Raw genomic sequence first — 21393 nt, 5'->3', positions numbered from 1 at the left:
AGAGCCGAAGTATAAAAGAGTTCGCCCCGGTAACACTGGTTACTGAGGTGATGAGCAAATGAATGAAAACCAGAAAAAAACAGGACACGAGGAATCTCCTAAAATTGGATTGGGAGAGCCGGTCAAACCGGTATCCGCGTGGAAGAGACTATTGTCGAAGAGATGGGTTTACCCGGCAGCGTATGTGGCGGCAGCGGCAATTATACTAACCTTAGTGTGGGTCTACCAGGATGCGAGCAACAAGCCTTTGGACTCGACCCCCGCCAGCGTGACCGACACTGTAAACTTGTCCGGCGAAGAGGAAGCCGCAACCGAGGAGGGAACGAAAGGGGAAGAAGCGACCGAAGTCATCGCCTCCTCCGAAGATCTCACTTGGCCGGTGGCGAATGTCGCCGATGTGGCCGTCGTGAAGCCGTTCTATGAGAAAGAGGGTTCAGCCGAGGAACATCAGGCCGCCCTGGTACAGTACAACGACACGTTTACGCCGAACACCGGAATCGACTTGGCTCGTGAGGACCGCAAGCCATTCGAGGTAACGGCCGCCATGAGCGGGAAAGTGACGCGGGTTGAAGAAGTGCCGCTGCTCGGGTATGTCGTGGAAATTACCCACGCCAACAACCTGAAGACCGTGTACGAAAGCTTGGGCGAAGTGAAAGTGAAGAAGGATGCCGAAGTGAAGCAAGGCGACACGATCGGCAGCGCCGGCCGTAACGAAATGGAGAAGGACCTCGACAACCATGTCCATTTCACGATTTACGAAAACGGCGAGCTGGTCAACCCGGCAACCGTACTTCCGAAAAACTAACGGTAACCCATCCATCCAACTTATGGGACTGCAAGCCGATCCGGACATCCGGATAGCTGCAGCAGACAAGCGGAGAGCGAAGAGCTCTCCGTTTTTTTCTGTTGGTGGGGTAATAGCGTTATTAAATCATCTTATTTCGCGGAAACTCAAGATGAACATGGGAATAGGGTAACTTTTTAACGTTATTCCTCAAAATTATGCTCATATCTACACTAACGAGCGAAATAAGGTGATCGAATAACGTTATTTCACGAGAGTAACTCAAAAGCGGTGTAATAAGGTGAATAAATAACTCTATTTCACCATTTTGCGAACTTGTCCAATCTACAACGGACTACCCGGGCATGCCTCATGTGAATCCGCCACTCCCTCCCGAGTTCCCTTCCAACCTCCGTCGTTCACGCAACAGATTTGAGCTTGTCCCGCCCTGCTGCACCTTCCCTCGAGGTGACCGAAGGTAAAATAAATGGCCTCGCCCAGGCTTGTCAGGCTTGGAAACAAAGAATATCTAGGCCCGCCCCTCATATAATGTACCAAACTATCTCGAGTTGAGGGAGGCGGGAGCGTGCACGATTACATCAAGGAACGGACGATAAAGATTGGGCGGTGCATCGTGGAGACACGGCACACCGTTCGAACCATCGCCAAGGAATTCGGCGTTTCCAAAAGCACGGTGCACAAGGATTTAACGGAACGTCTGCCGGAGATCAATCCGGATTTGGCGGATCAGGTTAAGCACATTCTCGAATATCACAAATCGATCAGACACCTGCGCGGCGGGGAAGCGACAAAGATCAAGTATAAGAAAAAAGGTCAATCCAAACGCGAGGTGATTAGCTCGGTCAATTAATGGGTAATTATTTAGTTCACCCGTCGAACGATTATCATTGTATCATTCCCCTAAAGTATGGTATTTTTAAATATGGTATAAGATGCGATATTTATGCGACTTATGTCGATCATCAAATTTCCGTGATTAAAAAATACGCTTTGGGGGATCGAATGATGGGCAAGGATATTGGGATTGATTTAGGCACGGCCAATGTGCTGATTCATGTAAAAGGAAAGGGAGTCGTTCTTGACGAACCTTCCGTTGTCGCGATTGACAGCGACGGAAGACGGGTGCTGGCCGTCGGTGAAGAAGCAAGACGGATGGTGGGCCGGACGCCCGGAAATATCACTGCAATTCGTCCCCTGAAGGACGGAGTCATTGCCGATTTTGAAATTACGGAAACGATGTTGAAATACTTCATTGATCGGGTGGGCGGCAGAAGCTGGTACAGCCACCCGAGAATTCTGATCTGCGCGCCGACGAACATTACCTCGGTGGAGCAGAAATCGATTCGCGAAGCCGCCGAACACAGCGGCGCCAAAGAAGTGTATCTGGAAGAAGAACCGAAAGCGGCCGCAATCGGAGCCGGCATGGATATTTTCGAACCGAGCGGCAACATGGTTGTCGACATCGGCGGCGGAACGACGGATGTGGCGGTGCTCTCCATGGGGGACATCGTCACGGCTTCGTCGCTTAAAGTCGCGGGGGACAAGTTTGATGCTGCCATTATTAAATACATTAAAACGAAGTACAAGCTATTGATTGGCGAACGGACCGCGGAAGATATCAAGATCGGGATCGGAACGGTGTACCCGAACGGACGGATAGCCGAGATGGATATCCGGGGCCGGGATATGGTGTCCGGGCTGCCACTGACCGTGACGATTACGGCAAACGAAATTCAAGAGGCCTTGGCCGATCCGGTATCCTCCATCGTCGCCACCGCCAAATCGGTGCTGGAGCGCACTCCGCCGGAATTGTCCGCCGACATTATCGATCGCGGCGTGATTTTGACCGGGGGAGGCGCTCTGCTGAACGGACTGGACGAGCTTCTCGCCGAAGAGCTTCGCGTACCGGTGCTGATCGCGGAAGATCCAATGCACTGCGTGGTGAAGGGAACGGGCATCATGCTCGACAATTTGGACAAGGTGCTAAGAAGAAAGTTCTAATCGTCCGATATAATAAGAAGGAATGTGTTGCCCGGTGAGTTAGGGCGTTGAATATATAGCGTTTGGAGGTAAGGCCATGCTAAGAGGTCTCTATACCGCGGCGTCCGGCATGATCGCCGAGCAGCGGCGGCATGATACGGTCACGCAGAATATCGCCAATCTCAATACACCGGGCTACAAATCGGTGAATACGGTGGCGCACTCTTTTCCTGAAATGTTAATTTCCCTGATGGGGGACAAGCAGTCGGGAGCCACTTCGCGTATCGGGAAGTTGGTAACCGGGGTGTTTGCAGAAGAGAGTATGCCGGCGTTTACGCAAGGGGATTTGAAGGAAACCGGGAATGGGACCGATTTTGCCTTGATCTCGCAGCTGAGCCTAACCGACCCGGCAACGGGCCAACCTTATGCTTTTGATGCTTCAGGTAAATTCGTCACGGAGGACGGCGAGGTGATTTATCAGCCTCAGGCTTTCTTTGCCGTAGAGGATAACGAAGGCAATGTGCGTTATACCCGGGACGGCAGCTTCTCCGTGAATACGGCGGGGGAACTCCGAACATCCAGCGGTTATCGGGTACTGGATAATGCGGGCAATCCGATCATCCTCAACCCCGGTTTATCCGTGGATACGCTGACCAGCGATGAAGCCGGGAATTTGACGGCGCTCGACAATACCGGTGCCCCAGTGAATCTGGGTGCTCTGGGACTTACGGTGGTCGAACAACCTTATCAACTGGTTCGGGAAGGCAACGGAGTCTACCGCGTCGCTGACGAAGAGGCGGCGGGCGTGCGCGAACTGGTTCAGGGTACGGATGTGGCAGGGGTACGCCAAGGCTACCTGGAGGTATCCAATGTGGATACTGCTCAATCGATGGTGGATTTGATGGCAGCCCAGCGGGCTTATGAATCCAATCAAAAAATGATCCAATATTACGATCGCAGTTTAGATAAAGCGGTGAACGAAGTCGGCCGCGTGTAAGGTAAGCGAATGGCTATAACAGGAGGTGCGGCATGAATAATACCATCATCAGCGCGATGGTTTCGATGAGCGGGATTCAGCAACGTCTGGACTTGCTTGCCGACAACATCGCGAATGTGGATACGGCAGGGTACAAACAGAAGCAAGCTAACTTCGAAGATACGTTGACCCGGGTACAACAGCAGACTTCCGATCTGAATTTGCCCGGCCGCGCCACGCCGTCCGGCTTCACTCTCGGCTTTGGTTCGAGAATGTCGCAGGTGACGGTGAATTATACTCAAGGCTCCATTAAAGAGACCGGAAATCCGACGGATTTGGCGATTGAAGGGAACGCGATGTTCAGCGTATTGACGCCGGATGGCGTTGTGGCTTATACCCGGGGCGGGGATTTTCACGTTCAGCCGGATCCGGCCGATGCCGGCGCCGCTTTTTTGGTGAATAAGCAAGGTTATGTTGTTTTGAACGCCGATGGGGATCCGATCACGTTCCCATCCGATGCAAAGATTAGTGTGGATGCGGAGGGAAATCTCCTTGCCACGAACGGGGAAGGAACGACCGAAGTAGGACGAATCGCTTTGCTGACGGCTGAACGGCCGGAGGTGTTGGTCCAGAAAGATGGCAACTTGTTTGTCCTGGCAGCGGGTGTTGATCCGGCTCAGGCTATGGTCGATACGATGAGCCTACCGCAGGATCAGCGGGCAAGCCTTCGCCAAGGGGCGCTCGAGGCTTCCAACGTGGATTTGACCGATGTAATGGCGGAAATGCTCCAGGTGCAGCGGGCCTATCAATTGACGGCTCGTGCGCTGACCTCCGGCGAAACGATGATGGGCTTGGCCAACAACTTGCGCGGATAGGTGGGAAGCTTCATGACTGAAGACAATCAACCGGTTGCCAAACGGCCCGCCTGGATCGTAATCCTGCGTATTGTGCTCGTGTTGCTCGTTCTCGTTGTAGCTCTGGCGGCAGGTACCGTCGTAGGTTACGTCGTTTTCGGCAAGCAGGATGCTTCGGATATCTGGAGCTGGTCGACGTGGCAGCATGTTTTCGATTTGGTGTTTGCTTCGTAAATGACGCATATATAATAGAAGAAACAGAACGAATTTAACAGAAATGTCCACAAACTCTCGGCTGACGGGAGTTTTCTTTTTGTATGCGAAAAATGTATAATGATGGGGGACTCTACGGCAATAGCAAGTCAAAAGGGCTTTATCCGTAAGCGACCGAGAGGTCATTTGCGGATAAGCCCCTTATCTTAACCTTCGCTTCTGCAGAGGCGAAGGATAACTACAGTGTGACCGGAAGCCTGCGTTTTTATTCAGCTTGAAGTGAACCGTGCAGGATCGGAACCTATGCGCTAAATCGAAAGGAGATTACATATGTTAAACACGAATGAAATCCAGGAGATTCTTCCACACCGTCCTCCGTTCTTGCTGGTGGACCGCATTATCGAGCTCGAGGAAGGCAAACGGGCTGTCGGCATCAAGAACGTGACGATCAATGAGCCTTTCTTTACCGGACATTTTCCCGGATATCCCGTCATGCCTGGCGTACTGATTACTGAAGCGTTGGCGCAGGTTGGGGCTGTGGCGATGTTACATGTGGAGGCGAATCGCGGCAAAATCGGCTTCTTGGCGGGTTTGGATGAATTCCGCTTCCGCGGCCAAGTGGTTCCGGGGGATACGCTGCGTCTGGAGGTCGAAATTACCCGCATGAAGGGTTCGATCGGCAAAGGCCATGCCATCGCCAAGGTGGACGATAAGATTGTCGCTGAGGGAGATATCATGTTCGCCTTGTCCTAAATGGGCTAAAGAGAATACTGAGGAGGAGAAACAACCAATGACTGAAATCAGCATGGCTGTACGAGAGAAGCTGGAAGGTTGGCTGCAAGACCCATCGATTGATGAAGCGACCAAACAAGAGTTACGCGATTTGGAAAATAACCCGGCCGAACTCGAAGACCGATTCTATCGGGATTTGGAGTTCGGTACGGGCGGTTTGCGTGGCGTGATCGGCGCCGGGAGCAACCGCATGAACCTTTATACGGTAGGCCGTGCTTCGCAGGGCTTTGCCGAATATATTCTGGAAGCGCATGCCGGCCAATCGGGGGCGCCTTCGGTCGTAATTGCGCATGATTGCCGTCACTTCTCGCCGGAGTTTGCGCTTGAGGCGGCTTTGGTGCTGGCCGGCAACGGGATTGTCGCAAAGCTGTTCCCTTCGCTTCGCCCAACGCCACAGTTGTCGTACTCCGTGCGTTCGCAGAAGGCTACCGGGGGCATCGTCGTTACGGCGAGTCACAATCCGCCGGAGTACAACGGCTACAAAGTATATAACTCGACGGGTGGACAGCTGGTACCGCATGAAGCGGAACAGGTCATTGCCCGGATTCAAGATATCGCCTCTTTTGCACAGGTCAAGCGGTTAAGCCGCGAGGAAGCGGAAGCGAAGGGGCTGCTCGTATGGCTGGGGGCCGCCGAAGATGAGGCGTTTGCGGAGACGGTGGCGAACACCAGCGTTAACCGCGAACTAATGGCATCCGGTGCGGCTAAGGACCTCGTGGTCGTCTTCACTCCGCTGCACGGAACAGGAAATCTTCCCGTTCGCAGCGCATTGGCGAAGATCGGGTTTACGCAAGTACACATCGTGAAGGAGCAGGAATTGCCGGATGGCGATTTTCCAACGGTGAAGTCTCCGAACCCGGAAGAACGGGAAGCCTTTACGATGGCAATCGAGCTGGGCAAGCAAGTGGGCGCTGATTTGCTAATCGGCACGGACCCCGATGCAGACCGGATGGGTGCGGTCGTGCGGACGCGAGATGGTGAATATGAAATCCTTACGGGTAACCAATCGGGCTCCTTACTCGTCCATTATGTATTAAGCCAATTGAAGGAGAGAGGAGCGCTACCGACCAACGGCGCGGTCGTCAAGACGATCGTAACCAGTGAATTCGGCGCCGCCATTGCCCGTCATTACGGAGCTACGGTGTTTAACACGCTGACCGGCTTCAAATATATCGGCGAGAAGATGAATGAGTTTGAAGCCTCCGGCAAATTTACTTATTTGTTCGGTTATGAGGAAAGCTACGGATATCTGGCGGGTAACTATGCGCGAGACAAGGATGCCGTCGTGGCTTCCACGCTGATCTGTGAAGCGGCTGCTTATTATAAACGCCAAGGCAAGACGTTGATCGACGTATTGGAAGAGCTGTACGGGCAATTCGGCTACTACCGCGAAGCGTTGGCATCCCGGACGTTAAAAGGGAAAGATGGTTTGGCTCAAATCGGCGCGCTGATGGAAGCGTTCCGCAGCAATTCGCCGCAAGAAGTCGGAGGCGTACGCGTATCCGAAGTGCTTGACTACTCGCTTGGACTTGACGGTTTGCCGAAGGAAAACGTTCTGAAGTTCTTGCTGGAGGATGGTTCGTGGTTCTGTCTGCGTCCATCGGGTACGGAGCCGAAGATCAAATTCTACTTTGGCGTGTGCGGGACTTCTACGGAAGACGCCAAGTCTCGATTGAATCGGATTCAGGACGATGTGCTGGCTCGCGTCGATAAGTAAACGGATTTTTTAAGTTTGGGGAAACAAATAACAGATGTGGATTGATGCATTTTTGAGGAGGTACCTTAGTGATTCGAAGTTGGCAGCGGTGGAATAACGCTTCCCGCAAATGGTTGTGGGTTTTGGTGATAGTCGGAATCCTGGCATCCGTGCCGGTGATCGCACAGCGGGTTCAAACGGAATCGTCCGCGAATAAGGTGGAGTTCGTCTTTAATTATCGAGGTTTGGTGGATATCGCTTCGTATCAGGCGGATCCGCAGGCGTATCTGGACGAACAGCTGGACCGGTTGAAGGAAGCCGGCGTAGGCACGATGGCGATGTTTGAAAGCACGCTCGACGAATTGTCGAAGACGCGTCGAATTATGGTGTTTAGTTCCGTGGAGGCTGCGAAGCTGAACGGGGCCGTCATTACGGAGAACGGGAATTACACGTACCTGGCTTTTACCAATGCGGAGAACGAAGCGCAGTTGAAGCCGATGATCGAAGCGGCGTTCCGCAAACTGGACGTGCCGGTGGCGAACTGGCAGTATCAGGATCAAGGAGGTCTCGTGATCGGCATGGGGATGGAGGAAGCGGTCATAAAGCCGTTGCCGCTGGATCCCATCGCGTTCGCTATGCTGCGGGAGAAGGGCTTTACGATTCTACCGCGGCTATCTGACAATATCCCTTATGATCAGGAAGAGATGGATCAGGAGCTGGCCCTTTTCGCCGAGAACGGGGTCACCCGCATTTTGTTCGATGGGGAAGCCGTTAAAGGCTATACGGATAACGAGTCGAAAAACAGCCTGCAGGGATTTGCCGATTCGCTGAAGAAACACGGCATTGGTATCGCGGCCATCGAAAACCTGAAGGCCCCGCAAAAAGGCTTCAACAAGCTGGCCTATTTGATCGACTATAATGTGGTGCGCCTGCACTCTTTAGCCGATACGGAAGCGACCCAGGAAAAGGCGACGCTGGCCGACCGGTTCGTGCTCGCTACCAAAGACCGGAATATCCGGATGGTGTATCTCAACGCATCCGCTTCTAAGGACTTGGCAAAAGCTGCGATTACGAATCCAATCGACAATTTGATCGGTTCGCTGCAAGCTCCTGGTAAGGCCATTGAGCGGATCGAAAACAATGGGTTCGAGTTGGGACAGGCAGAAGCCTTTTCGATTCATGACGCAAGCTGGCAAAAATACCTCAAAGCGTTGGTCGTTCTCGGAGGCGTAGCGTTTGTAGCGCTGCTGATTTCCATCTTCTTGCCATCGCTCACGCTAGCGGCTTTTGTGCTCGGATTGATCGGCTCGGCCGGACTTTACGTGCTGAAGCCGGTATTAATGGAGCAGGCACTGGCTCTGTTCGTCGCCATCAGTGCTCCGACGATCGCCATGATCCTGGCCATTCGCAAGGTGCAGGAACTGCAAGAGAAGCATTCCACCCTGCTGCCTGGCGGACGCCGGTTGACGCATACGATCGTGTTGTTTATTAAAACGTCATTACTATCGCTGACCGCCGTACCATTCGTCATCGCCCTGCTGAACAACATTACGTACAGTTTGGTGCTGAATCAGTTCCGCGGCGTAAGTTTGCTGCATCTGGGACCGATTTTGCTGATCGCGATCTACGTGTTCCTGTATCGGGGGAACTCGGTCTGGGAGGAATTGCGGAAATGGCTGAGCATGCCGATTACGGTATTATGGGTAGCCGTTGCTGCGGTGCTTGGGATTGCGGCTTTGTATTATTTATCCCGGACCGGCAATGCGGGAACGCTGCTGCCGGGCGAGGCGGCCTTCCGCTCCTTCCTGGAGAACGCCTTTGGCGTGCGGCCGCGGAATAAGGAATTTTTGCTGGCGCATCCTTTGTTTATTGTAGGTTTGTTCGCGGCCTTCCGCTATCGTTGGGCGATGTTCGCGATGATTATTGCGGTGATGGGCCAGCTGTCGATGGTCGACACGTTTGCGCATATTCACACTCCGGCAGTGCTTTCTCTGATTCGCGATGTACTCGGCTTGGGACTGGGACTGGTGATCGGTCTGATCGCCGTTCTGATTTGGCAAATCATTGAAAGGTGCTGGGATAAATGGTCGCCACGACTACTAAAACTTTAGTCCTGTCGGGGTATTATGGATTTCGCAACAGCGGGGACGAGGCGGTACTTCAATCCATCTTGCTGGCGCTTGAAGAGGAAGGGCTAACCACGGGCGTGGATATTAAGCCCATCGTGTTGTCGATGGATCCGGAATGGACGAGTCGGACGTACGGCGTGGAATCCGTTCACCGGATGAAACTTGGCGAGGTAAGGAAGGCTATAAAGAGCAGCGACGGTTTGATCAGCGGAGGCGGCAGCCTGCTGCAGGATGCCACGGGAATGAAGTCGATCCCGTATTATCTGGGTGTAATCAAGCTGGCGCAATGGTTCGGTAAGCCAACTTTCGTCTACGCCCAAGGCATCGGACCGGTGAACCGCAAGCTGTTCCGGCCGCTGATCGCTTCAGTGTTCCGGCGCTGCCACTATATTTCCGTGCGCGATGCGGAATCGGCGAGTTTGCTGCGGGACATGGGACTTCGCGGCAAGGACGCCGTTCAGGTCGTGCCTGACCCTGTCATGGGATTGGCGTTGTGGGAGCATGTCGCTGCGCCGGAGGGGAACGGCGGCGTTTCGGGCGAGTCCGCCTCGGAGCTGCCGGTGGTTGGCGTGTCGGTTCGCTTCTGGAACGAATCGCGAACCGAGCTGACGCAGCTGGCCGAGGGGCTCTCGTTGCTCTGCCGCCGCAAACCGGTGCATATCCGGTTCCTGCCTTTTCATTTCCCCGGTGACGACGAAGCTTCGCGCTTCGTGATGGAACGGCTGGGAAATGTGGCGGAACGCGGCTGTACCGTGAGCATCGCGTCAGAGACGGAGCACCCGCAGGATATGCTGCGGGAAGTGAGCCGGTGCAGCCTGCTGGTCGGCATGCGGCTGCACAGCTTGATCTACGCCGCCTCGCAGAACGTCCCGCTGCTCGGCGTCTCGTATGACCCGAAGATCGACCATTTCCTGGGTCGTATCGGAAGCGTCCCGGTCGGGACCACGGAGGAGCTGGATCCGCGGATTCTGGCCGCGGAAGGGGAGCGCCTCCTGCAGGAAGTCGGGACATGGCGCAAGAGCCACGCCGCGCAAATCGCGGACTTGAAGCGGGAAGCACGGGTGCCCGCGCGGCGGATCGTTGAATTTTTACGAAAGTGATGGGTGAACAGGTGATGACCAAGATCAAGGAAGGTATCCCGACGGTTTCGGTATTTGGCGTACCCGTCTGCAAATGGGGAATGAAAGACACAGTCGCTCATTTAACGAATGCGGTTGCGGACAAGGCGCCGCATCATGTGATAACGGCGAACCCGATCATGATGATGGCGGCCATCGAGAACCCGGAATACAAAGCGATGATGCAAACCGCTGAATTGATCGTAGCGGACGGAACAGGCCTGGTCTGGGCCGCGCAAAAAGGCGGCGATCCGGTTGCGGAACGCGTGCCGGGGTACGAGCTGCTGCTTGAATTAATGAAGCAAGGGGAACGCCGGGGCTGGAAGGTGTACTTGCTTGGCTCAGCGCCGGACGTTGTGAAGGAAACTGCCCGCCGGTTGGCGCTACAATATCCCGGTACGACGATTGCGGGATACCGCGACGGTTATTTTGGACCCGATCAAGACCAGGAGGTCATCGATGAGATCGTCAAAGCTGCGCCCGATCTGCTGTTTGTCGCCCGGGGGGCGGACACGCAGGAGCCTTGGATCGCGAAATACAAAGACGTCTTGCGCGTCCCTGTCATGATGGGGGTCGGCGGCAGCTTTGACGTCATTTCCGGACGCACCAAAAGAGCTCCCATGGCGTTCCGGAAGCTTCGACTGGAGTGGCTGTACCGGTTGCTAAAGGAACCTACCCGCTTCCGCAGAATGCTTGCGCTGCCGAAATTCGCCGTGCGCGTGCTGCGGGAGAAAGAAAACCTTACGAAAATGGGCTAAATGTCTCGATTTCCATGAATAACTGCGGTTTTTTGCACAAATACGGGGTTGGTGTTTCTCCTCATTCGGAGTATAATCATTCCGGTGCAGAACAATTGGAGGTCGAAATGTAATGTTGATGATTTATATCATCGGGTTCATCGTTTCACTTGGCTTGGCTTTGGGCCTAACGCCGCTCGTTAAGAAGTTTGCAATTAAGGTCGGTGCTGTGGACGTACCCAATGCGCGCAAAGTGCATACACGAATTATGCCGAGACTCGGTGGTTTAGGGATTTTCTTATCTTTTGTCATCACGTTTTTTCTGCTTCTCCCGTTCCTTCCGGACGTATTTTCGGTACGCGAGGTGAACTTCATCAAAGCTTTCCTGGTTGGCGGAACCATCACCGTGCTGCTGGGAGCTTTCGACGATCGCTTCGATTTACCGGCCAAACTTAAATTTGTCATTCAAATCGCAACGGCCTGCGTGGTCGTGTTCGTGTTCGATATACGTATTGAATTCGCCAATATTCCGTTCCACACGTATGCCGCAGTGGAGACCTGGGTGGCGATTCCGTTTACCATCCTGTGGATCGTTGGCGTAACGAACGCCATTAACCTGATCGACGGCTTGGACGGACTGGCTGCAGGGGTTTCCGCTATTGCTATCGGTACGATCGCCGTGATGTCGTTCCTGATGGGTAACGTGATGGTGGCGCTGCTCTGCTTGTTGCTCCTGGGCAGCATTATCGGATTCTTGTACTTCAATTTCCACCCGGCCAAAATCTTCATGGGCGACTCGGGCGCCCTGTTCCTGGGCTTCAGCTTAGCGCTGTTGTCGCTGCTCGGCTTTAAGCAGATCGCGATCGTGTCGTTCCTGACGCCGCTAATTCTGATCGGCGTGCCGCTCTCGGACACGATGTTCGCCATCGTCCGGCGCTGGATGCAGAAGAAGCCGATCTTCTCGCCGGACAAGGGTCACTTGCACCATTGCCTTCGCGAGCTTGGATTCAGCCACCGCCAGACGGTGCTGATCATTTACGGCATCGCCGCCTTCTTTGGCGTGCTGGCCGTCATCCAATCGTCGGCCGCGATGTACAACGCCAACTGGGTGACGTTCGTGGTCATCTGCGTCATGGTCTTCTTCCTGCAAATCGGCGCCGAGGTCATTGGCCTGATCGGCAAGACCAAACGCCCTGTGCTCGACTTCCTCGCCCGCTTGCGCATGAAGGCTGGTGCTGAACGCGGCACGAAGTAATAGCAACAAGTAAGCAACAGTACGAAATTATAGCATCCCTAAATGCAGGATGATTATGCATTTCTTGACTTGATGAGTGGACAACCCCTGATTGGCTTGGTGAAGCCGCAGGGGTTGTTTTTTTTGCATGCACGCCTGCCGCCTACCGTGGGGGATCTGACGTAACGGACACCAGAGCCGTTAATTGCACGGAAAAGCTTGGGTTTGAATTCTAACGGACCGAGGAGACCTTATTCCGGTCAAGTACGGTGTTTGCGCGTTAGAAAGAGCCGAATAAGGTCTCTGTAGTCCGTTAGAACGGGAAATGTCCGGGAAATCGGCGATTAAGGTCATTGGAGTCCGTTACACACCCAGAGAGGAATATCAATCCGCTTACCCCCGTCGAAAACGCCGAGGTTTTTTCTCGTCCCGCGATTTTCATTGGATTCTTCTTCATGTTTTCCTAAAATTCTTCCACTTTTCGACCGATAACATATGTAAGTGACGCTTTTGGGCAGTCCCTGCCGATCTTTGACGGGGACATCAACACACACTACACGACAAAGGAGAGATTAAATCCATGCAACGTTTTAGGAAGCCGTTTCTATGGCTGGCTTTGCTGTCTTTGATTGTTACGCTGATTCCAGTGGGGCTGACTTCCACGGCTTATGCAGCAACAACTTATTTTGCGCCGGATGATCGGGATATCCTGAAAACGGCGAACTACGAATTGAATGCCATTGGCAATGATGCAAACTTGAGAACGAAGGTTAAGGTGACGAATAGTCCAACCATAACGGTTTCGGGCGCATACTCCAAGGTTTCTGGCGACACCCTTAATGCTCAGGTAGATCTGTTGGCCTGGGACAACGCAAAAGCCACTTGGGTCGTTGACAAGGTCCATACAGCTCCAGGGATCGTCGCGAAGGACCCGGCTAACGAGAATCGGTTTATCGCTTCCAACCTGACCTTGTTCCCCGGGTTGAACCGGATTACCTTCAAAGGAACGTTTGGTAACGTGGAAGGCTCCGAGACCTTCTTCGTCTTGTATGATAAAATTCCTTATTACTCGAATTTGGCAATCTCGGGTAGCGGCTTCCTTTCGGATATCAGCTTGAATGAAGGGACGCGCGTTGTCGTGAAAAGCCCTCAGATTTCCTTGGTGGGGCAAGTCTTCAATACAACAAAAGCGACTGTAACGATCGACGGGAAGGAATTGTCGACGGACATTTATAACAATCAGTTATCCACTCCGGCCTTGAAACTATCACCCGGGTTGAATAAACTGACAATCAAATTCACGAACGGTTCCGACTCGATTGAAATCGCCCGTGACGTATATTACTTTACGGATACCAATCCGTTCATCGATCTCCATGTCGTGGACAAGAATAATAGCTCGAAGGCATATGACCTTTTGAAAACCATCCCGAGCTTGCGCGGCGGGACAGTTGACAATGATATTATCGTGCAAGTGATGGTTCCATTCAGTGCAGGCAATAAGGAATTTAAAGACGATTATGAAGTGTCCGTGGATGATACGGTTGTTGCCGCGGCCAACATTAAAATGCTGGCTCCAAACTTATACGATACCGCAGGAAACTTCGTGATTCCGACCGGAACGGCCGAAGAAGTAATTATCGAAGATTCTACGGGTCCGGTCTACCGGCTCGTTACGTTCCAGATCACTGGAGTACCGACCCAGAAAGAAGCCGACGGAACTACTACGAAAGCTACTCAGGCACCGAAGATTGATGTGAAATACGGAAAGTCGGTTACGACGGATACGCCTCCGGTCACGAAGTGGGCGTTTAGCACGTCTTATACACCAGTCTACCGGGTTTCCGACAAAACAACGATTAAGAGCATAAAGTATCTGCCGGATTATGTGGCTGGCGATGCAGGCAAGCTCGACAATCGAACCCAGCTTCCATTGGGGACTGTAGATAAAGGCGACTTTTATATTTTGGTTGAAACGGATGGCGGTATCGCCACTACGGATGCGTTGACAGGGAAATACTTGCCGCTTGGGACTAAAAACTTGACGATCTCGACTCCTGGGGTCCAAGCAACCTTGGGTGGAACTGCCGTTGCGAATACATTTATTTATCAAGTCACCGGCTTCGCAACAGGAAGTCAAACGGTACGTTTCGAGTACACGGGTAAGTCGAATCCTTTTGACGCCACGATCTCCTATTCCTCAGTTAGCGGGATATTGGTAGACAATCTGGTGGATGGTCAAACGTATTACTTCAATTCGAAAAACTCTGGGACCGGGAAAACGGATTTTGTGGTTTCCGGGGAATACTTCGGGTTCAAGGCGTCATCGGACGCTGAAATCACTACTCTGAACCCTGAGTATTTCGTGAACGGGATTAATGTGGGTAAGCTAACCACGGCCGAACAAGCCAACTTCGGTAAGGATACGACATTAGTCCAAAAAGGCGTACTGGGGAAAGCGGAATTCCCTAAATTTGATTTGTCATTGTATATATCGGCGAGCGGTCCGCTCGTTGCTGGTGAGAATACCATCGAGTTTAGAGGGCAGTATATCGATGCCGCCGGCAACCGGGTTCCGGTGTCCAAGAAGTTGCGCATTTATATTGTCGACGAGAATGTAGCGACGATCACGCAATTCCATCCGGGCAAAGTTCCTCAAACATCCGTAACCGGCGATATCCGGGCTCCGTTCCCGGCGCAGGACGACTTCCTTCTTCCGACTAGCACGACCGTGAAGGATGCTGTTGAAGAAGTGGTGGGGAAAATTACGCAGATTCCTACTGAATTTACGCCGAAGGATAATGGGACGTATACTACCAGTGAACTGAGTTACGATATGGTGATTCGCGGCAGCGGCGCAAGCAAAGTGAATTTGTATCTGGGTTCGCAATCGATCTTTTCGCTTGAAGTACCGAAAAGCCCACTTAAATTTACTGCGACGAACGGTTATTATCCTGCCGATACGAAGAAGTACTACTATGAAGTTGTCGGGAACAGCAACGATTTCTTGCTTCGGATCATGAACAACGTTCAGACGGATGCCAGCGGGAATGTAACTTATTTAGGCGACTTCCAATTTGAAAAAGATACGACGGGCACGCATGTGTACAACCTGGAGCTGATTAACGAAACAGGTGCCCGCACAAATCAGCGGGTAGAAGTGACTCGTGAAGCGGCGCCATATCGCCTGTTGGCACCTCAACCTACTGTTGGCGACCAGTATGTGGTGAACAAGAACTTCGTTCGCTTCGATATCGAAGCCGAAGGCGCAACGAAGGTCATCATCGGTAAGGAAGAGGCCACGCGCCGCACTGAACCGGATAAACAAAATCGTTTTGTTTACGATTATGTTGGTTTGAAGCCGGACAAATCGAACACGATTAAAATCCAGATCGTTCGGGGCAACGATACGATCGATGATAGCATCAATGTCTACTACACCAGCCAGGTTACTACCGATACGCAATTCATGGCTGAAAAGACGGCAACGAAATATTCCGTATTTAATAAACAATTAGAGTTGTCCTTCCCTAAAGGAACGATTATGAGATCGGCTACGGCGGCCGGAAATACTGTCGCCAAGTTCTATCCGGATACGAAGCTGTTGTTTGGTATCGCGGATCCGAAAGACGGGGTCGTTGAACGTAGGAATGATTACGGCATTTATTTCAATAACAACACCGAAATCAACGGCAACAATAACTTGTTGGATTCGCTAAAGAGCAATTTTACGTCGACCGTCGATACTTTTAACTTCACGCGGATCTCGAATATTTATTGGATCAGCGGCGGCGTAGGCGAATTAGGCGATAAAGGCACCACGGGTTATAAGTCAGCTACGAACGGCTTAGCACCCTACTCGGTCGAAGGGTTCTTCACGAAATTCGAACCGGAACGGAAAGTCGTCCCTTCGCAGCGCGGGACACTGGAACTGACTTATGACAGCAATGTCGTAGATGATGCAGGCACACTGGTCACGGTATTCAAATATACGGAGGTTGACGGTGTCGGAAGATGGACGAGAGTTCCTGGCGAAGTCGATACGAAATCCCATACGGTTTCGGTTCCTTTCGATGAATTTGGGTACTACGCGGTTTATAAACTGAACCGAAGCTTTACCGACATTACGAACCATCCGTGGGCGCGCAACATTCTGAACGGTTTGTATTCAAAAGGGATCATGGAATACCTTCGTTCTGACGCATTCGGCGCCGACGACCTGACCACGCGTGGTGAATTCGCCACCTTGCTTGTTAAGGGGTTGAGCTTGCCGTTGGTACCAGACGATCAGAAGCAAACGTTCTTCGATGTTCCTTATGGCGCGAAAACAACGACCTGGGATTACAGACATTTGGAGACCGCTGCGAGAGCTGGTATTATTACAGGCCGGACGGAAGGTTTCTTCTCCCCGAACATGACGATTACGCGTCAGGATGCTGCGGTCATGATTGCCAGAGCGCTCAAGTTGAAGCTGGCTCTGAACGATCAGAAGCTGAAGGATAGCATGGCCAAATCGTTCTTGGATGCAGGTAGAATCGATTACTACGCTCTGCCTGCTGTCCAAGCCGTAACGAAGGCCAAAATCATGTCCGGAAGCCCGGTCACTCTGCCGGGTGCAAAGAAAGCTTCCTATAACTTTAATCCGACCAGTGAAATGACCCGGGCGGAAGCCGGGAAAATCGCGGTTGAACTGTTGAAGAAGAGTACGAGTATCTTCCCGAAGACCTTTAGCTAATTGATCTTCGCCAAAGAAGCGGCCGGAGTCGATCCGGACCGCTTCTTTTTTTCCAATTACATCTTTTTGTAATTTCATGAGCTTTACGTTAAAATAAGCAGAGTAATAGACAATACGCAAAAGGGTGAACTTGAACAGATGAAACCGATCCTATCTAAACCGCAGTTGGGTTATTCGAAAGCAAAGCGCAAATTTGAGGATAGATCCAAAGTTTTAGAGAAGCGCATTGAAGAAACTGCGAAGCTGCAAGAAGTAACCCAGGAAGTCATGGAAGGACTAGTTATTGAAACGGGCTTCCATGATGCTTTCACCGAGCTGCGCGAAGCTGAGAATGAATTGATCGAGTGGTCTCATATCACCATGACGCATGAGAAGACATACAAGGACAACAAGCAAGCGATCGATGAAATGTATGAGAAACTGAATACCGATCCGCAAATGCGGGCTCGTATTATCCAATTGGCCATGAGAGTAAGATAACTTCAGAAGCCTATTGGTACGAGATTACCTATAAGGCGTCCCATTTAGGACGTCTTATTTGTCGTGTCCGAACATACAATGGAGATAGCGTGAAAATGGGAAAAGTTGCTTAATGACTGACATATTCCGGCATGATATACTAATTTCCGTCAGGCGGCAAGGGAGTCAAAAAGGCGTAACTAAGGGGAATCTTAGAAAAAGTTACAATCTCGCAATTTTTTTTAAAACCCCCGCAACTTTTTGAAACCTGCTGCGTTTAAGATGTAGAGCATTGACAATGGCGACCAAATTAGACATGGCAAGGTGTTCCTCATAGGGAAACTTGTCTATCTATTAGAAAAATTAGCTTTACGGCTCTAGGGACCCATTGTATAATGTTTAGGTAGGATTAGGAAACTAGTCTATTTCTACATTCTATCAAATGAATGAGGTTACAAGTTTCTGCAGTTTTGCTGCAGACCTAATTTATAGGAAACTTGCTCAAGCTCTGGAAAGGGGGTGCAATGGCTAATGAGTAACACGAGCTATTCATTTAAAGAAAACTCTCATGTGATAGTTAATCAAGGAGGAGAAAAAAAGGTTATGAAGAAAATTTTGTCCGTAGCTTTGTCTACAGCAATGGCATTCTCCATGTTTGCTTCCGTAGCATTCGGTGCTGATGCCAAATTGACTCCAGAGCAACAATTCAACACATTGAAAGAAGCAGGTATCGTATCTGGCTTCCCAGACGGCCTGTCCCACTTGGAAAAAACGTTGACTCGCGCTGAACTCGCGAAAATCATCGTTAACTCCCTGAGCTTGGAACCAGTTGACGCTACTTCTTACAACGATAAGAACTATGCGAACCACTGGGGCCGCACTTACATTGAAGCTGCTACACAAGCTGGCATCCTCAATGGTAAAGATGCAGCTAAGAAATTGTTCGATCCGAACGGCGCAGTAACTGTACAAGAACTGGCTAAAGTTCTGGTAACTGCTCTGAAACTGGAAGTTCCTGCTGACGCTAACAACACAGCATCCGCTTGGGCTAAAGGTTATGTAGCAGCAGCGGTTAACGCTGGTTACCTGGCTGACGGCATCAACTATCAAGCTCAAGCAACTCGCTCCCAAGCAGTTGTAGCAGCTTTCGCTATCTACGAAGCAGCTCAAGTTCCAACAGTTAAATCCTACAAAGTAGTTGACAGCAAGAACGTTGAGTTCACGCTCTCCAACGACGAAGTAGTGAAAGTGACGCTGGAAAAAGAATTGGAAGCTAACAAAGAAACTGAAGTTACTTTCAAAACAGCTGCTGGCGAAGAAGTTAAAGCTAAGATTACTTGGGTTGTAACAGCTGCTACGAAAGTAGAAAGCGTGTCTGCAGACAACCTGAAACAAATCACGGTTAAGTTCGACGGTGAAGTTGAAGAAGCTTCTGCTGAAAAAGTGGAAAACTACAAATTCACAAGAACTATTAAGTCTGCAGAATTGTCTTCCGATGGAAGAAGCGTTCTCTTGACATTGGACAAAGAATACTACACTGACGGTAACAAAATGGATAACCAAAAGGAAACCAAAATTACCGTTGATGGTGTAAGAAGCTCTGACAAAACAAGAACGCTGAAACAAGAAGTTAAATTCACTCCAATCGACGTTACTACTCCTACAGTTAAAGAAGTAGTAGGCCTTGGAACAAAAGCATTTAAAGTTGTATTCTCCGAGCCGGTTGATCGTGCAACTGCAATTACTACATCTAACTACAAAATCGATGGTAAAGTAATCGCTGGTTCTGTGGAATATGCATTCCCTAACACCGTCATCATTACTACTGAGTTGGCTACTGGTGCTCACAAGCTTGCAGTAAGCAATGTTCAAGACTTCTCTGGCTTGAAAGTAGTTCCTGTTGACAACGATTTTGAAGTAGCTGTTGACACTGAAGCTCCAACTGTGGTTTCTTCGAAATCTACAGATCTTCTGAAAGTTGAAGTTGAATTCAACGAGCCACTGAAATCTGTAGGCAAAGTATACAACGGCGTATCCTCTAAAACAGGTACAGTATCGTTGGATAAAGCTAGCAACAAAATTACGGTTACATTCACTAAAGCTAATGCTCTGAGTGTGAATGAGAATACTATCGTAATTGAAAGTGCTACAGACTACAGCGGTAACAGCGCTACTCGTGAAGTTAAAATCACTCCAACGCTGGATACAGTTCGTCCAGAAGTTGCTAGTGTAACTTCAGAACTTGACGCTACTGGCAACACTCATGTATTGAAAGTGAAATTCAGTGAAGCTGTTTCTTCTGCAGACAACAAGACTGGTGCAGACAGAAGTAACTACACTGTTAAGGACAAAAATGGTAAAGTTGTTGTTGGTAAAGGTTTGGACGGGAACGGCCATCCTGTAAGAGCTATTACTTTTAACTCTGATAACAACGAAGCTACTATTTCCCTTTCTGGAAAATTGGATGAAGGTACGTATACTTTGGAAGTAGCAGGCGTGCAAGACAACGCTTATGTTCCAAATACTATCCTGCCAGTATCCACAACTTTTGAAATTGGTAACACTGCAGTGTTCCAAGTTAATAAGTTCTGGGCTGAAGTACAATCTACAACTAGCACCAAACGTGATGTATACTTCTATGTAACATTCAGCAAACCGGTTGCAACTGAAGGGACTGGTAATGCATTGGATATTGCGAAGTATAACATCGACTGGAATGGTACTGCTACTGGTGGGTACGAAGCTCTTCCGACAGATGCTTATGTTGAACTTGTGACACCGGAAACTGTCAAAATCACTGTGCCTTACACTGATAAGGTAGTTGCACCTTCCACTGATCCTGCTGCAAACCAACCAATCCTTCGTGTTACATTGGTTGCTGATCAAGATGGCAACTTTGCTTACAAAGGAACTGGTTATGTGGGTGACTCCATCGTTGCACAATACAACAAAATTGGTGTAGTTGCTGCAGATGTTAAAGCAACTGCTACTGATAAATTGTCTGTTAAGTTTGCTGGTAAATTGACAAGCGTTGATGCAAACGACTTTGTAGTTGTTACTGCAACAGGTGCAACGTATTCCCTGGCTCTTGATGGAAACTACACTTATGACGGTGGTAACACCATCGTGAAATTTGCACTTCTTAACGATAAGAAGCTTTCCTCTAATCCAACAGCAGATAGCTTCACAATCAACACTGCTCCAGGTACAACTATTAGCACTCAAGATGCTTTTGGTGTGAAGGTTGATTCTGCAATTAGCGAGAACCTTGTTGACGAAATTAGACCGGAATCTGTTGATCAGGCTAATGGTGAAGAACTCAGACTTACTGGTACGGGTACATCTTACACTGCTATCGTTTCCTTCAATGAAGGTATTGCTGGTGTAAGTGGTACTAATGTCATTGATCTTACTGCAACTGGTGTAGACGTATCGAACGTAGCATACACAGTTGCTGGCACTGAAATTAGTGTAACCTTTGACACATCTGCACCACTTGCTCTTGATGCTGTAATCACAGTCTCGTTGAATGCAAGTAACGATAGCTCCAAAGTTATCAAAGATGCAAACGGAAATGCTGCTGTTAGCTTCACGCGCTCCGGCGTTGTTGACGACATCAACTAATTCCCTAAAAAAGCCCCTCTTATGAGGGGCTTTTTTTATAT

General features: G+C 50.5%; 15 protein-coding genes. All 15 read left to right on the top strand.

What is annotated here, in order from left to right:
* Positions 1–58: 58 nt before the first annotated feature.
* The 15 genes from MKZ15_RS21360 to MKZ15_RS21290 all read left to right on the top strand — a co-directional run bounded on the left by MKZ15_RS21360 (position 59) and on the right by MKZ15_RS21290 (position 21352).
* Positions 59–805 (top strand): M23 family metallopeptidase, encoded by a 747-nt coding sequence (locus MKZ15_RS21360; RefSeq protein WP_155607674.1) that lies wholly within the window; start codon positions 59–61, stop codon positions 803–805.
* Between the two features lie 565 nt (positions 806–1370).
* Positions 1371–1655, top strand: coding sequence for a sporulation transcriptional regulator SpoIIID (gene spoIIID, locus MKZ15_RS21355; protein ID WP_009223751.1), 285 nt, complete (start codon positions 1371–1373; stop codon positions 1653–1655).
* A gap of 152 nt (positions 1656–1807) precedes the next feature.
* Positions 1808–2806, top strand: coding sequence for a rod shape-determining protein (locus MKZ15_RS21350; RefSeq protein ID WP_155607675.1), 999 nt, complete (start codon positions 1808–1810; stop codon positions 2804–2806).
* Positions 2807–2882: 76 nt separating this feature from the next.
* Positions 2883–3782, top strand: a complete 900-nt coding sequence (locus tag MKZ15_RS21345; protein ID WP_213622206.1) for a flagellar hook-basal body protein — start codon at positions 2883–2885, stop codon at positions 3780–3782.
* Positions 3783–3814: 32 nt separating this feature from the next.
* Positions 3815–4636, top strand: a complete 822-nt coding sequence (locus tag MKZ15_RS21340; protein WP_339817988.1) for a flagellar hook-basal body protein — start codon at positions 3815–3817, stop codon at positions 4634–4636.
* A gap of 12 nt (positions 4637–4648) precedes the next feature.
* Positions 4649–4849, top strand: coding sequence for a DNA-directed RNA polymerase subunit beta (locus MKZ15_RS21335; protein ID WP_155607678.1), 201 nt, complete (start codon positions 4649–4651; stop codon positions 4847–4849).
* 309 nt (positions 4850–5158) lie between these two features.
* Positions 5159–5581: a 3-hydroxyacyl-ACP dehydratase FabZ gene (gene fabZ, locus MKZ15_RS21330; protein WP_155607679.1), complete on the top strand. Its 423-nt coding sequence runs from the start codon at positions 5159–5161 to the stop codon at positions 5579–5581.
* Positions 5582–5618: 37 nt separating this feature from the next.
* Positions 5619–7337 (top strand): phospho-sugar mutase, encoded by a 1719-nt coding sequence (locus tag MKZ15_RS21325; protein ID WP_339817986.1) that lies wholly within the window; start codon positions 5619–5621, stop codon positions 7335–7337.
* Between the two features lie 68 nt (positions 7338–7405).
* The gene (locus tag MKZ15_RS21320; protein ID WP_339817984.1) at positions 7406–9427 is read left to right on the top strand and encodes a DUF5693 family protein; all 2022 of its coding nucleotides are present in this window, start codon (positions 7406–7408) and stop codon (positions 9425–9427) included.
* Positions 9400–10545 carry a polysaccharide pyruvyl transferase CsaB gene (gene csaB / locus MKZ15_RS21315; RefSeq protein ID WP_339817982.1) on the top strand — a complete coding sequence of 382 codons (1146 nt, stop codon included), beginning with the start codon at positions 9400–9402 and terminating at the stop codon, positions 10543–10545. Before MKZ15_RS21320 ends, csaB begins: the two co-directional genes overlap by 28 nt.
* Before the next feature lie 14 nt (positions 10546–10559).
* Positions 10560–11321 (top strand): WecB/TagA/CpsF family glycosyltransferase, encoded by a 762-nt coding sequence (locus tag MKZ15_RS21310; RefSeq protein ID WP_339817980.1) that lies wholly within the window; start codon positions 10560–10562, stop codon positions 11319–11321.
* A gap of 112 nt (positions 11322–11433) precedes the next feature.
* Entirely contained in the window at positions 11434–12555 is a 1122-nt protein-coding gene (locus MKZ15_RS21305) for an MraY family glycosyltransferase (RefSeq protein WP_155607683.1), read from the top strand.
* A gap of 559 nt (positions 12556–13114) precedes the next feature.
* The gene (locus MKZ15_RS21300; protein WP_339817978.1) at positions 13115–17269 is read left to right on the top strand and encodes an S-layer homology domain-containing protein; all 4155 of its coding nucleotides are present in this window, start codon (positions 13115–13117) and stop codon (positions 17267–17269) included.
* 138 nt (positions 17270–17407) lie between these two features.
* On the top strand, positions 17408–17749 hold the full coding sequence (locus tag MKZ15_RS21295; protein ID WP_213622199.1) for a hypothetical protein: 342 nt from the start codon (positions 17408–17410) through the stop codon (positions 17747–17749).
* A 510-nt stretch (positions 17750–18259) separates the two neighbouring features.
* A complete protein-coding gene (locus MKZ15_RS21290; protein ID WP_339817974.1) occupies positions 18260–21352 on the top strand; it encodes an Ig-like domain-containing protein in 3093 nt (1030 codons plus the stop codon).
* The last annotated feature ends 41 nt before the right edge of the window (positions 21353–21393 follow it).

This window comes from Paenibacillus sp. FSL R7-0216 (genome assembly GCF_037969915.1).
GTDB lineage: Bacteria > Bacillota > Bacilli > Paenibacillales > Paenibacillaceae > Fontibacillus > Fontibacillus rhizolycopersici.
The sequence above is the reverse complement of the archived record's forward strand: the minus strand, read 5'-3'. Positions and strand labels throughout refer to the sequence as shown.